This is a genomic window from Pseudomonas sp. CDFA 610, from assembly GCF_021147865.1.
Taxonomy (GTDB): Bacteria; Pseudomonadota; Gammaproteobacteria; order Pseudomonadales; family Pseudomonadaceae; genus Aquipseudomonas; species Aquipseudomonas alliivorans.
On record NZ_JAGTPM010000002.1, the window covers coordinates 381448 to 395369 of the forward strand.

Here is a 13922-nt window from a genome sequence, read left to right on the forward strand (position 1 = left end):
CTCTCGCGCCTGTTTTTGCATTTGAGGATTACATCATGGCCGACGCCACTCTCGACCACCATCTCGGTCTGCTTGCGCACCTGCGCAGTATTCTGGTCGCGCTGGGCGAGGCCGAGCAGGTTCCCGAAGAAAGCCATGCATTATTCATGGAGCGCTTCGACGAACTGGTCGAGCAATTGCCGCAAGACCCTATCGAAAGCCAGTACCTGGGCCAGGACATTCTGTGTCAGGTGATCCAGCGCTACCCACAAATCGCCCATCTGGTGCCGCGCGACCTTCTGTGGTTCTTCGCAGGTGACTGTCTGCATTTCATGCCGGACGATGAAATCGACCTGTATCAGGCGCTCGAAGAACGCCGGTATGAGGCCGAGCAGAACGATGAGCCGTTCGACTGGAATCAGGAGAAGCAGTTGCTGGCAATGTCGACTCAAGGCAGCAAGCACTGAGCGACTCAGTCCCGTGACGCAGGCTTCACAGTCGCGAGCCAATACTGATCGTGCCAACGCTCCGCGTTGGCACGATCAGTGGGACGTAACGTTGAGCGCAAAGCGCAACGACGTCTCTCAACTGATCCCTGCCAACAGTTCCCGCGCCAGACGCTGATGTTCTTCGTCAGACTCGGCGATCACCTGCAACAGGATTTCACGGGCCGACTCGATATCCCCGTCTTCGATCAACACTTGAGCCTGATTGATCTGGCTCAAGGGCGGTTCATCGAGGTCCAGCAGGTCGAAGTCAGAATCGTCGCTCATGAAGCTGTCAAGGAAGTCATCGCTCAAATCGTCGACAGCCGATGGCGGAATCACTTCGATGGGCTCGACTGCATCCGACTCGGAGAAGTCGCTGAGGAATTGCTCGTCGGACAGTTCGAACACTTCGGGCAATTGATTCAGATCCGAAGAAAATCCAGGGTCTACCTCAGGTTGAACGACAGGTTGGGTGCGGGCAGGCGGCGCATCAAACGGATCGACCAGGTCCCAGTCAGCATCCATCGACAGTTCGTCCAGGTTCAACTGGAACTCGTCTGACGGCTCAGGATTCAGCGCTGCTGCGGTGGTTTCGTCCAACTGCGTAATGGCGGGCTGTTCCTGTTCTGAAACAGAATCAGGCACATCGTCGTCTTTTGACTCGGAAGCGCTCTTGGCCAGCGAAACGGCCCCGACAGCGGTGGCGGGCAATACCGTCGATGCAGTGAGCGCCTCACGGGCCTTGAGCTGCGGATGACGCTCACGAATATCCTGAATGGCTTGCGGGGTCACACCGTGCTGCAGAGCGGAACGTTCCTCGGCAGCAAACCCGGCACTGTCGCCCTGCTCGGCCAGCAATTCGAGCAGCCTGATGCGAATGTCTTCGCGATCCGGCTGTTTTTCAAGCGCACTGCGCAGGATGCCAATCGCTTCACTGAAACGCCCGTAGGCAATATAGATACTGACGCCGTCCAGTGCATCGGGCGCTGCGCCCGCCATGCGTTGTGATGACGACGATTTGGCCACGACGGGTGCGACTGCTGGCGCGACCGCAGGCACTTCGAACACAGGAAGCACCGCAGCCTGAGCGGGTTTGATCAGGGAGTCGTCCGGTGTTACGGCAGGTGTCACGCTCTGAATACGTTGCTGGCGTCTTCTGGTATAGGCAAATGCCAGGAGCAGCAGGATGATCAGCAGTCCGGCCAGCAGGACCGGAATACTGACGAAGGGTTCGCTGGGAGCCGCTGCCACAACCGGCTGTTGAACAGGCAAGACTGCGGGCGACGGTGTGGCCGCTGTGCTCGTGGCGGACTGAGCCTGCGCGAGATCGGTACGAAGCGCTGTGATCTGCTTGTCCTTGCCAACCAACTGATCCTGAAGATCTGCGGTCTGCGCCTTGAGTTCTTCGAGCTCCCGGGTCAATTGCTGGGTTTCGATGGCTGCGGTCGCCATCTGTTCGGCTGCCTCCCGGACTTCGGCAGGTTGCACCGCTGGCGCTGCGGGACTGGCTACCGAAGGGCTGGCCGTGGGCTGCACGGCCGAATCAGGCAGCAGAAGGTCCTGTCCAGGTTTCAAACCTGCTCCCTGGGCGAACACCTGAGGATTGAGAAGCCGAATGCCATCGGCCATCTGGGTGGTCGAAACCTTGCTGCCCCGGCCCTGAACGCGCGCAGCAATGGCGTTGAGGGTGTCGCCGCTGACTACCTTGTAGTATTTGCCCTGAACAGCGGCTGGCGGCGCAACCGGCATGCGTGATTCAGTTGCCGCCGACTGTGCAGTGCGCTGCGTGTTACGACTGCGGGTTGCGGCGACGCCCTCGGGCGACGTGGCAGGATCAAGCAGGACCGTGTATTCGTGCAGCAGATCGCCATTGGGGCGGGACAACTGCACGAGGAAGCTCAGGTAAGGTTCGGTGACCGGCTTGTGCGAAACCACCCGGATCACGCCACGCCCGCCATTCAGAACAGGGGTGAAACGCAGATCATTGAGAAAGAACACGCGCTCGACGCCGGCCTTGGCAAACGCCTCCGGCGAGGCCAGCCTGGCCACCACATCGTCGGGGCTCAGACCTTCGGTTTCCAGCAGCGTAATCTCGGCATTCAACGGCTGGTTGAGCGCCGAATGCAGGGTTATTTCGCCCAGCCCCAACGCTGATGCCAGCGATGAATAAACCAGTGTTGAAGCCACGACAGACGCCGCCATCACGCGTGCGTAAAAACCATGACCGACGGTGCGACCCGAACTCGCCTGAGAACTCTTCAGCATGCTAACCCTTATGGAAACCACAGCAGGCCTCTCACCTGTCCCGATGAACTTCACTATCCGTTGCAAGAGTATGGGGGAGAACTCGCAGCCTCGTCTCAGGATCTTTCGAGATTGGCCAGAATTCGCGAATGCACGCGCACGCACACCCGCAGGTCTTCCTCATCAACGCCCTCAAAGAGTTCGATCCGCAGCACGTTGGCGATGGTTTCGATCTGTTCGATCAATGGCAGGGCGGTATCACAGAGCACGATTTTCTTCGCCCGGCGATCCTCAAGCACCGCCTGACGCTGCACCAGTCCCTGGCTTTCAAGGCTATCGAGCAATCGTGCGAGGGTCGGTCCCTCGACGCCGACACTTTGGGCCAGTTCACGCTGGGTAGGTGCCTCACCAAAGCGGGCAAGATGCAGCAACACCAGCCAGCGGGCCTGAGACAGGCCCAGACCTGCGAGACGACGATCCAGTTCGGCCCGCCAGCCTCGGGAAATCTGTGCGAGTTGCATCCCGAAACGATGTTCATCAGTCAATGGCATAGAGCACTCGTGATCAAATCTAACTATTAGCGAGCTAAGCATGCTCCTTGCAAACAGGCAAGCGCCCGACCGTGGCGTCTCGTCGCAGGCCCTACATCTCGAACTCGGATTGCAGGGCGGCGCGCACGCAATACAGCACACCTTCAGGAACACGCCCAGTGAATTGTTCGATCACCGAAGAAACCGGAGGCAGCTCGCCTTCTCCGTCCAGAAACGCATCCTGAATTTCGCCCAGCAGGTCTTCGGGCAGATCCAGCGCCTGTTCAACGGACAGTTGCTGTTTGCCGATGGCTTCGGCGAGCAGGGTGTAGACATTCTTTTCCGAGCACTGCAACTGGCCGGCAATCTGTGCCGGGGTCATGCCGGCGTGCGCCAGACTGATCAGCTCGTGACGCAGGTCAGTGACCACTCGGGGCGCTTCGGCCTTGCCGCTGAGCACTTCCAGAAACGCCTCGCCGTAACGTTCCAGCTTGCGCGCGCCGACACCGCCGACGCGGGCCATTTCGGCCATTGAACCGGGCTTGCTGCGCAGCATTTCCAGCAGAGTCGAATCCGGGAAAATGACGTAAGGCGGCACTGCGTGTTCTTCGGCCAGCTTGCGGCGCAGCGAGCGCAGGGCTTCCCACTGCTCGCGCTCCTCGCCTCGCACCAGTTGACTGGCCGGGCTGCCGGAATGGCTCTTGGCGGAGGTCTGCGGCTTGAGGTCGCGACGCAGTTCCAGTGTGACCTCACCGCGCAGCAGCGGGCGGCAGGTATCACTCAGACGCAGGCCGCCGTAGCCTTCCAGATCGATGTCCGCCAGACCGCGCGCGACCAGTTGCCGGAACAATGAGCGCCACTCACCCTCGGAGCGCGCCTTGCCGACACCGAACACCGACAGGTGCTGATGACCGAAACTTTCGACCTTGTCATTGGACTTGCCGAGCAGAACGTCCACCAGATGCCCCACACCATAGCGCTGGCCAGTGCGATAAATGGCCGACAGCGCCTGACGTGCAGGCTCGGTGGCGTCCCAGGTCTGTACGCCATCGACACAATTGTCGCAGTGACCGCAGGGGTTGGGCATGTCCTCGTCAAAGTAGGCCAGCAGCGTCTGGCGACGGCAGCGGGTTTCTTCACAAAGCGCCAGCATGGCGTCGAGCTTGTGGTGTTCGAGCCGCTTGTGCCGCTCGTCACCTTCGGAGTTCTGCAGCATCTGCTTGAGCATCAGCACGTCCTGCAGACCGTATGCCATCCAGGCATCCGCTGGCAGACCGTCACGCCCTGCCCGGCCGGTTTCCTGATAGTAGGCTTCCAGCGACTTGGGCAGGTCCATGTGCGCGACAAAGCGTACGTTGGGCTTGTCGATGCCCATGCCGAATGCGATGGTCGCGACCATGATCAGGCCTTCTTCATTAAGGAAGCGCTTCTGATTGGCGGCACGGGTTTCGGAAGGCAGTCCCGCGTGATACGGCAGTGCCGGATAGCCGTTCTCGCTGAGGAAAACCGCGACCTCGTCGACTTTCTTGCGCGACAGGCAATAGACGATGCCTGCATCACTGCGCCGCTCGGACAGAAACGCCAGCAACTGCTTGCGCGGCGATTCCTTGGGCACGATGCGATAGAAGATGTTGGGGCGGTCGAAACTGGACAGAAACCGCTCGGCGTTCTGCAGATGCAGACGCGTGACGATTTCTTCACGGGTCCGCTTGTCGGCAGTGGCCGTCAGGGCGATGCGCGGAACGCTGGGGAACAGTTCGGCGAGTTGACCCAGTTGCAGGTACTCGGGACGGAAATCATGTCCCCATTGAGAAACGCAGTGCGCTTCATCAATGGCGAACAGCGCGATATCGAGGTTTTGCAGAAAGGACAGCATGCGCGGCTGAACGAGACGTTCCGGCGCCAGATAAAGCATTTTGACTTCGCCCTGACGAATCCGGTTGGCCAGGTCGCGCTGCTGCTCGGCACTGAGTGTCGAATTGAGCGCAGCGGCAGAAACACCGAGTTCCTCGAGGGTCGCGACCTGATCGTCCATCAATGCGATAAGCGGCGACACCACGACACACAGGCCATCGCGCAACAGGCCGGGAACCTGGAAACACAGGGACTTGCCACCGCCGGTCGGCATCAGCACCAGTGCATCACCGCCGTTGGCTACACGTTCGATAATGGCACCCTGGCGACCACGGAAGCTGTCGTAGCCGAAGATGTCTTTAAGTACGCGTTGTGCCTGTTCGAGCATAAAAACCCCAGATTGTCCTGCTGCACTGCAAACCGGGGAGTATACCCGAGCACTCACAGGCAATGGATGACTGGGACATGAGTGGTCGAAATTAACTGCATTGGGCCGCCGCGCTGGCGCCACAGGCGCTCAGGGCCTAGAATTCAGCATCGTTTATTTCCAAGGTAGTGCGTCCATGTCCTTCGCTGAGCAACTAACCCGCCTGCAAGTCTTCCTCGATGCAGATGAACTGCACGAAGAAGCACTGGACTACGTGGCCGCTCATGGCTACCTGACCGCCCTGTCGATCTGTTCCGAACCAGTGCCGGAGCGCGAGTGGATCGATGCCCTGTTTTCCGAGCCGCCGCACTACGCAAGCGACGCACAGCGCGTCGAGATCGAAGCCACTCTCGTTGCACTGCAGGCGCACATCGCCCGCCAGTTGGCGTCGGATGAAGAGTTCGAACTGCCGTGCGATCTGGACCTGGGCGACGACCCGGATGATTCGGATCTGCGTGGCTGGTGCATCGGCTTCATGGAAGGCGTGTTCCTGCGTGAAAACGCCTGGTTCGAAAGCGCCGAGGACGAAGTCAGCGAGATGCTGCTGCCTATCATGGTCGGTTCGGGTCTGTTCGACGAGCAACCGGAATTCTCCGATATCGCTCAGGACGCCAACCTGATGGACGACATGATCGTGCAGATTCCGGAAGCGCTGACGGCACTGTACCTGCTGTGCCAGGCTCCGGATGAGAAGCCGGCAATTCTCAAACCCCGCCACCACTGAGTCCGCGCCTATGGCGCAGGCGTCGACGCGCACCAGCCGTCATCGGTCGGTGCGCTATTTTCTATTGGGCGTCGGCTGGCTGAGCGTTGCGCTGGGCGTTGTCGGGATCGTGCTTCCGGTGCTGCCCACAACGCCTTTTCTGCTACTGGCTGCCGCATGTTTTGCTCGCAGCTCTCCCCGCTTCTATCACTGGCTGGTCAACCACAAGCGGCTTGGTCCCTGGATCAAGGACTACCTTGAAGGCCGCGGCATTCCTCTCAAGGGCAAGGTCTACGCGATTGGCACGATGTGGGCCAGCATCAGACTGTCCTGCTATCTGGTTCCTCTGCCGTGGGCTCGTGGCTTCATGTTGGTCAGTGCGGTGCTGGTGACGGTTTATATCCTCAGGCAGAAGACGTTGCGCAGGCAGTGAGGTCCTGAACCTTGTTGAACCTCACACCGCCAAGTGTTTGCCGGAAACAGTGCGCTAAACCACATCCACCTTCAACGAATGATCACTCAGCATGCCGTTGATGATGGTCGCCGTGTCTGCACCTGCGCCTATCCAGCCATCAGCTCCCGGCGTGACGCCGAACTGCGCGGCCAGGTCGACGCCCGCAAGCTCGATGCTCTGGCTCGGATGACTCGCATCCACGCCCACTTCAATGGTCGAAACCGATTGCGTGCCAACGCCATTGACCCGTAGATGCAGTAAGTCCTGCAATGTTTCAGCCTTCGCACCCATGCCCTGCAAGAGCTGGGACAAATCGAGGCTATCGACACCGACGTCGAAGTCCGTCACCCGATCATGGCCCGTGTCGCCCGCCAGCCATATGAACCGGTCCTGCCCATCACCGCCCGTCAGCACGTCGTCACCCTGCCCACCGATCAGCACATCATGACCGTTGCCGCCGTTCAGGTAGTCCTTGCCGCCTGCCGCAAGCAGTACGTCGTCGCCATCGGTGCCGATCAACGTGGGACCATGCTGGTAATCGATAATCACGGCCGCCGAATCCTGACGGCCATGCGCGTCCTGAATGGCATAGCTGCCCTGATAACTTGGGGTGGTATTAACCTGACGGTAGTCGATGCTCAGACCCAACTGGTAGTTCAGCCCTTCATTCGGCACGCCAGGGTCAGGCTGGTGGATCAGAATCAGGCGGTAGGTGCTGTCCTCGCTGGCGGTGAACGATCCATTCGCCGCCAGACTGTGAAATTCGCCATTGTCCATCTGCCACGCCAGCCCGACCTGATCGGAAAGCTGACGGGTATCGACCGTCAGCGTTTCGCCCGCCCTCAGTTTAACGCTGTACAGATCCTGATGATTGAACGTGTCACCTTGCCAAGCACCGAGATAACCGCTGAGCAGCACGGTTGCAGTCGCCGCATGAGTGACATGAAAATCCGAACGCTGCAGGTCCCTGATCTGGTTTTCCAACACATCTTCCTGTCCACAGAACTGAAGGGTGTTCAGCCGCGGCGACGCGAAGTCTGAACCGGCATCCCGCCAGCCGGTCTGAAACGTGGTTGTCGCCGCGCTCAGCGGATCACCGTTTCGCGAATGATCGTTGGCCAGCAACGCTGCGGCAGGCACCTCGATGCTCGGGGCGAGAATGTTGGTGATGATGTGATCATCCAAGGCTTCGGGCGAAGGAGTCGGGGCGGGTGGCTGCACGTGAATCCATAGCGTTGCGCCCGCCAGGTCGCCGTCATGATCACTGAGCACATAACCGATCTTTTCCGTAACGGGTGTCAGGGAACCGCTCGGCGTATAACTGAATGCGCCGCTTTCCATATCAACCATCAGGGTGCCGCCCGCCTGGGTGATCAGGGTGACGGTACGAGCGCTGTTGTCGAAATGTGCCTGCCCCGCACTGCCGCTGATGCTGCCCTGCCCGCTTCGGTCATAGGTGTAGGCCACCCCGTCGACCATCAGCACCTTGACGAAGCCGCCGTCGGCACCGAATGTGCCGCCGGCGAGCAGGCTGCCTTCGGTATTGCCTTGAACCGTGCCACTGAGCACGGCATTCAGTTCACGCGGTTTCAGAACGATTACCGAGCGCATGTCGTTGCCGGACTGGCCATCATGGGCGATAGGGTCCAGGTATGTCTGGCTGACGTCGCTGCCGATGCCGATGGCAAACGACTTGATGCCGTGAGCATCGAGAAAGGCCGTCCAGATCGCCTGTTCATCGGCATCGATGCCGTCGCCCTGGCTCGGGTCGGGCTGGTGGTTGGGTTCGGAATGCTCCGGGGACAGCGTCGGGTTGCCGTCCGACAGAAAGTACGCCAGATTCTGCGCACCCGTCAGACTGCCAGCGCTGAAAAACGCATGCTGCGCGGCCGCCAGTGCTGCGTCGTAGTTGGTGCCGTTGCCGGCCTCCAGTGCGTTGATGATGTCTCGGGCAGTGGCGACATCGACCCAGACCGAACCGGGCAGGTCGGCCTGACTGTTGAAGGTCACAATCTGCACCCGTACCTCACCCATGGCGGCGTACTGATCGAGCAACTGGTTGAGCGCCTGTTTGGCCAGGTCCAGACGTGACAGGCCATCGATACCGGAAGCGCCTTTCATGCTGTCGGAGCTGTCGATGATCAACAGCAGGTTCGAGTCTTGCGGCACGGGTGTTACCGTCAGCGAGACATCGGCGGCGAGCGGCTGGTCGTCGACAATGACAATCTCCAACTGCCCGGTACCCATGTCGCCATCGCGATCAACGGCCACCACCTCGATGGTTTCGCCCAGTGTATCGGGACCCTCGCCGTCCGGGTGCATGAACGGATTGAGCAAGGTGTAGCTGTAAGTGATCTGGCCACTGACCGGGTCGTAGCCGGTAATGCTCAGGCTGTTGCCCAACGCAGTCAGCACAGGTTGGGAAAAGTCCATCACAGCCCCGTCCCTGACAATCTCGATGCCGCCCACCACCAGACTCTGCAGCCCGTCAGGCGCCCTGACGATGAAGCTGCCGCTCTGGGTCAACGCGGCCGGATCGGGCGCAGAGCCTGCGCACAGGTTGGCTTCATGAAGCGCCAGTTCGCTGTCCGATACGCAGACGCAGTGATCAACCGGAGGCTCGACGGGGGGCTCAGGCGGTTCGATCGGTGGCTCAGTCGGTGGCTCTACAGGCAGTTCTGTCGGGGGCACCGGGGGTTCGGTGACCGGCGGCTCTGTGATGGGTGGCTCTGTGATGGGTGGCTCAGTGACCGGCGGCTCGATGAAGGGCGGCTCAGGCGCAGGTGGAATCACGTCATCGGGCGGTGCTCCGATATCACCGCCGCCGCGCGCGAAACCGTCACGTCCTTCGGGAAAGATCGGTGTCATCACCAAGCCCTCGGTGGCGAAGCCGACCACGGGCAGAACCTCGCCGCCGGTTGCGCTGAGCATGACGACGGTGTGCCCTCCACCGCCTGTATTGGCTTCAGACTCACTCGACGGCCCGCGATCATCGACAGTCACGATACCGAGTGTCGGTGTCTGCGGATCAAGGGTTTCCACATGCGGCGCCTGATCGTCGAGCACGGCCGCATCAAGCAACACGCGACTGTCACGCCCCAAGGTCAGCTCGCGACCGCTCTCCAGCCGGACGGCGACAGCCCCGTCAGATCCTGTCTGCACCTGCTCGCCCACAAACACGCGATTACCGGCGACCAGCAGCCTCTTTGAACCGTCTGCTGCCACCGCAAATACATCGCCCGATACGCTCCACACTGTTCCGATGACGCTCGCCATGGGCTTCTCCACTGTCGTGATGATCAGCGCTGTCACTGCCTGGCAACACGTTCGACTTCGGTACGCGTGTAACGCCTCGGTGCTGAAAAAAAATGATCGCCAAAATACCGACACCCGATTCATTCCGCCTGGTCGGACCTGCATCATGGGCAAAAAGAGGCCTGACAATATTTCGTCATGTACCGTACATTTCCCGATCAATATTCATAAACGCTTGAAATATCTATTTTCAGGCAAACAACCATCGCTCGAAATCAAAAAACCGCATAAGTTTTTTTTGGCATAAGCCCTATGAAAAAAGCGTCTGAGGTTTTCTCAAAGTTGTTCTTAGCTGTGTTGTTACACGCCTGATACGGCTGAAACCACAGAATCGTCATTTTTATGGCGATCAAGAACCACCTCAGGGAGAAATCCTCCATGCGCGATTTGACCCCGCTTTACAGTGCTGTTGTTCTGGCAGTGGCCTGTGCGCAAGCGCAAGCCATTTCATTGACCGAGGCGATTCAGAGCACCCTCGACAATCACCCTGAAATACAGGCAGGCAAACATGAACGCCTGTCGGCCAATGAAGAGCTGAATGTGGCCAAAGGCGGCTATATGCCAGTGGTTGACGCCATCGCCGCCTACGGCAGACAGAACAACGACAGCCCCAGCACACGCGCGCTCTATGGGCACAACACCCAAGCCCTGACGTACACCCAGTCGGAGCTGCGCCTGCGTCAGTTGCTGTTCGATGGTTTCAACACGCCCAACGAAGTCGGACGCACAGAAGCGGTGGTCAACTCACGGGCGTATTACGTACAGGGAACGTCCCAAAGCCTGGCCTTGCGCGCAGTCGAGGTGTACCTGGAAGTGCTCAAGCGCCGCGAGTTGCTGACGCTGGCAAAAAACAACCTGCAGGCACACCTGCGTATCAACGACCAGATCAGCCTGCGCAGCGAGCGAGGCGTCGGCAGCCTGGCCGACCGCGATCAGTCGCTGGCACGCCGCGCCCTGGCGCAGAACAACTTCCACACCGCACAGGTGGACCTGGCAGACGCTGAAGCCAACTTCGAGAGCGCCGTGGGTCGCCTGCCGGACGAATTGGAGTCGCCTCCGTCGATCAAGGGCGAAGTGCCGCTGAGCCTGAGTGATGCGCAGCAGAGCATGTTGCTCAACAACCCTTACCTGAAGTCGGCCCAGGCCGATGTGCAGGCGGCCGAAAAACAATATGAAATTGCCAAGGCCCCCTTCTACCCGCGCTTCGACGCCGAACTTGCAGTCGGTGCCAATGACAACCAGCAGGGCGAGCGCGGCCACGACAACGAATGGCGTGCCGCCGTGGTGATGAATTACAACCTGTTCAATGGCAATCGCGACAAGGCGCGCATGCGCTCCAACGCACACAAGACCGGCCAGGCGATGGACATTCGCAACAACGCCCTGCGCATGCTCAACGAGAACATGTCGCTGGCCTGGAATGCCATGAGCAACGCCCGCGAGCAAACGCCGATTGCCCGGGAATATGTCGAATCGACCACCCGTGTTCGCACGGCCTATCAGGATCAGTTCGGCCTGGGACAGCGCAGCCTTCTGGATCTGCTGGACAGCGAGAACGAGCTGTACAACGCGAGCCGTCGCTACACCGAAGTGCGCTACACCGAGGAACTGGCCATGTACCGGGTGCTGGCCAGCGAAGGTGAGCTGCTGCGCAAACAGCGTGTGGTCCTGCCTGCCGAAGCCGTGGCGCTGAACGAAGTGCAGAGCGAAGCCCGTCTGCCCGAACTCAAATAAGCCGTGACCGGGAGCACGCTTTTGAACAGCCTGAACATGCCTGACGCCGATGCTCATGACGCATCGCTCACCAATGTCGAAGACCCATTGCTCGACGGCCTGATGATGCTCTGTCGATTGCATGGCCGCACCCACAGTCGCACCAGCCTGAGTACAGGACTGCCGACGAGCGATCAGCGGCTGGAACCTTCGCTGATGCCACGCGCCGCTGCCCGTGCCGGTCTGCAGGCGCGCTGGCTGCATCGCGATCTGGACCATATCGACGCATTGAATCTGCCTGTGCTGCTGTTGCTGAAGGGCCAGCGTTGCGCAGTGCTGGTGCGTCGTGACGACTCGGGCCGCCTGCTGATCCTGCCCTCGGAAAACCAGGGCGGCGAGCAGTGGGTCGCGCCTGAGCAACTGGCGCAGCGCTACACCGGTCAGGTACTGTTCGCCAGCCCGCGCCACGAGCTGGAACAACTGCGCTCGCCCCTGCTGCCCAGAGTGACCTCCTGGTTTCGCGACACCGTGCGACTGTCCCGAAGACTGTACGGCGACGCGATCCTCGCCAGTCTGCTGATCAATGTGCTCGGCCTGATGGTGCCGCTGTTCGTCATGCAGACCTATGACCGCGTGGTCCCCAATCAGGCCACCGCCACCCTTTGGGTGCTGGCCATCGGTCTGTTGATCGGCACGCTGTTTGAAATGGGCCTGCGCCTGATCCGCGCCCGTCTGCTGGATCAGGCAGGTGCAAGCACCGACCTGATCCTCTCTGCGACGCTGTTCGAGCGCATCATCGGCATGAACCTCAAGGCGCGCCCGGCCACGGTTGGCGGCTTCGCTCAGAGCATTCATGATTTTCAGGGACTGCGCGAGTTTCTGACCGCTGTAACCCTGACCAGCCTGATCGACCTGCCTTTCGCGATCTTGATGCTGGCCGTCATTGGCCTGCTGGGCGGCTGGCTGGTGTTGATTCCGCTGCTGGCTTTTCCGCTGACCGTTGCCTTTGCCTGGGCGATCCAGGTTCGCCTGCGTGACACGGTACAGAAGGGTTTGAGCCTGGCTGCCGCGCGCCAGGCCCTGCTGATCGAAACCCTCGGCGGTCTGGAAACGCTCAAGGCCTGCAATGCCCAGAGCGAACGTCAGCATCAGTGGGAAAGCACCCACGGTGCCCTGTCCCGGCTGGACAGCCACGCCCGCCACCTCGCCGCCATCGCCGGCAACGGCACGCTGTTCATGCAGCAGTTCTGCGGCATGGCCACGCTGGTCGCCGGTGTCTACAGCATCATCGGTGGACACCTGAGCGTCGGCGCGCTGGTGGCGACTTATATGCTGGGGAGTCGGGTGCTGGCGCCACTCGGGCAAGTGGTGAGTCTGATCACCCGTTACCAGCAAGCGCAACTGACGATGAAAAGTACTGACGCGTTGATGGCCTTGCCCCAGGAACACGAGCCGCAAAAACGCCCATTGCAAACGCCTCCGCTCAAGGGCGCGGTGAGCGTCAGCAACCTGCGTTTTGCCTATGAGCCCAAGGGCGCAACGGCGCTGAACGGGGTTCGTTTCAGTCTGAAACCCGGAGAGCGTGTTGGCATCATCGGCCGCAGCGGTTCGGGCAAAAGCACACTGGCGCGTCTGCTGATGGGGTTTCACACGCCGGACGAAGGTCAGGTACTGGTCGATAACCTGGACCTTCAGCAACTGGACATCAGCGAACTGCGCCAGCAGATCGGTTACGTCGCTCACGATCTGCCGCTGCTGGCGGGCAGCCTGCGCGACAACCTGTTGCTGGGCGCACGGCAGGTCAGCGACACACGCATGCTGGAAGTGGCGCGTATGACCGGCGTCGATGAACTGGCGCTGCGTCATCCGCGCGGCTTCGACAGGCCCGTCGGCGAGCGCGGCCAGTTGCTCTCGGGCGGGCAACGACAAAGCGTGTTGCTGGCTCGCGCACTGCTGCTGGCCCCGCCCGTTCTGCTGCTCGACGAACCCACCAGCCACATGGACAACGTCAGCGAAGACCACCTGCGCCAGCACCTGCACCGTCTGATCCCCGGCAAGACCCTGCTGCTGATCACTCATCGCCCGTCAATGCTGACCCTGGTCGACCGCCTGCTGGTGCTCGACCACGGCAAGCTGGTTGCGGACGGACCGAAGGATGCTGTCATCGAAGCACTGCGCAAGGGCCAGATCGGCCCGGCGCCCGTTTAAGGAGGAT

At 60.6% G+C, this 13922-nt stretch carries 9 protein-coding genes; 5 read left to right on the plus strand and 4 right to left on the minus strand.

The window, feature by feature from the left end:
* Positions 1-35: 35 nt before the first annotated feature.
* Positions 36-446: a PA2817 family protein gene (locus KDX39_RS04730; protein WP_029241573.1), complete on the plus strand. Its 411-nt coding sequence runs from the start codon at positions 36-38 to the stop codon at positions 444-446.
* Positions 447-563: 117 nt separating this feature from the next.
* On the opposite strand, the gene KDX39_RS04735 is transcribed toward KDX39_RS04730, so the two are convergent.
* The 3 genes from KDX39_RS04735 to recQ all read right to left on the minus strand — a co-directional run bounded on the left by KDX39_RS04735 (position 564) and on the right by recQ (position 5483).
* A complete protein-coding gene (locus KDX39_RS04735) occupies positions 564-2732 on the minus strand; it encodes a FimV/HubP family polar landmark protein (protein ID WP_231659557.1) in 2169 nt (722 codons plus the stop codon).
* A 95-nt stretch (positions 2733-2827) separates the two neighbouring features.
* Positions 2828-3262: a MarR family transcriptional regulator gene (locus tag KDX39_RS04740; protein ID WP_231659558.1), complete on the minus strand. Its 435-nt coding sequence runs from the start codon at positions 3260-3262 to the stop codon at positions 2828-2830.
* Between the two features lie 91 nt (positions 3263-3353).
* A complete protein-coding gene (gene recQ / locus KDX39_RS04745; RefSeq protein ID WP_231659559.1) occupies positions 3354-5483 on the minus strand; it encodes a DNA helicase RecQ in 2130 nt (709 codons plus the stop codon).
* Positions 5484-5658: 175 nt separating this feature from the next.
* Here recQ and KDX39_RS04750 point away from each other — a divergent pair, with 175 nt between their 5' ends.
* The gene (locus KDX39_RS04750) at positions 5659-6246 is read left to right on the plus strand and encodes a UPF0149 family protein (protein WP_099229971.1); all 588 of its coding nucleotides are present in this window, start codon (positions 5659-5661) and stop codon (positions 6244-6246) included.
* Positions 6247-6256: 10 nt separating this feature from the next.
* Positions 6257-6658: a YbaN family protein gene (locus tag KDX39_RS04755; RefSeq protein WP_231659560.1), complete on the plus strand. Its 402-nt coding sequence runs from the start codon at positions 6257-6259 to the stop codon at positions 6656-6658.
* A gap of 54 nt (positions 6659-6712) precedes the next feature.
* On the opposite strand, the gene KDX39_RS04760 is transcribed toward KDX39_RS04755, so the two are convergent.
* Positions 6713-9955, minus strand: coding sequence for a retention module-containing protein (locus KDX39_RS04760; protein WP_231659561.1), 3243 nt, complete (start codon positions 9953-9955; stop codon positions 6713-6715).
* A gap of 417 nt (positions 9956-10372) precedes the next feature.
* On the opposite strand from KDX39_RS04760, the gene KDX39_RS04765 reads away from it, so the two are divergent.
* Together KDX39_RS04765 and KDX39_RS04770 are read left to right on the plus strand one after the other, a co-directional pair.
* Complete coding sequence (locus tag KDX39_RS04765; RefSeq protein ID WP_231659562.1) at positions 10373-11728, plus strand: TolC family outer membrane protein; 1356 nt, start codon at positions 10373-10375, stop codon at positions 11726-11728.
* Between the two features lie 36 nt (positions 11729-11764).
* Entirely contained in the window at positions 11765-13915 is a 2151-nt protein-coding gene (locus KDX39_RS04770) for a type I secretion system permease/ATPase (protein WP_231659656.1), read from the plus strand.
* The last annotated feature ends 7 nt before the right edge of the window (positions 13916-13922 follow it).

What these genes read in the sequence shown, in the direction of transcription:
- KDX39_RS04750 (WP_099229971.1), top strand. Translation starts at nt 5,659, where the DNA reads ATGTCCTTCGCTGAGCAACTAACCCGCCTGCAAGTCTTCCTCGATGCA.
- KDX39_RS04740 (WP_231659558.1), bottom strand. Translation starts at nt 3,262, where the DNA reads ATGCCATTGACTGATGAACATCGTTTCGGGATGCAACTCGCACAGATT.
- KDX39_RS04765 (WP_231659562.1), top strand. Translation starts at nt 10,373, where the DNA reads ATGCGCGATTTGACCCCGCTTTACAGTGCTGTTGTTCTGGCAGTGGCC.
- KDX39_RS04735 (WP_231659557.1), bottom strand. Translation starts at nt 2,732, where the DNA reads ATGCTGAAGAGTTCTCAGGCGAGTTCGGGTCGCACCGTCGGTCATGGT.
- KDX39_RS04730 (WP_029241573.1), top strand. Translation starts at nt 36, where the DNA reads ATGGCCGACGCCACTCTCGACCACCATCTCGGTCTGCTTGCGCACCTG.
- KDX39_RS04770 (WP_231659656.1), top strand. Translation starts at nt 11,765, where the DNA reads ATGCCTGACGCCGATGCTCATGACGCATCGCTCACCAATGTCGAAGAC.
- KDX39_RS04760 (WP_231659561.1), bottom strand. Translation starts at nt 9,955, where the DNA reads ATGGCGAGCGTCATCGGAACAGTGTGGAGCGTATCGGGCGATGTATTT.
- recQ (WP_231659559.1), bottom strand. Translation starts at nt 5,483, where the DNA reads ATGCTCGAACAGGCACAACGCGTACTTAAAGACATCTTCGGCTACGAC.
- KDX39_RS04755 (WP_231659560.1), top strand. Translation starts at nt 6,257, where the DNA reads ATGGCGCAGGCGTCGACGCGCACCAGCCGTCATCGGTCGGTGCGCTAT.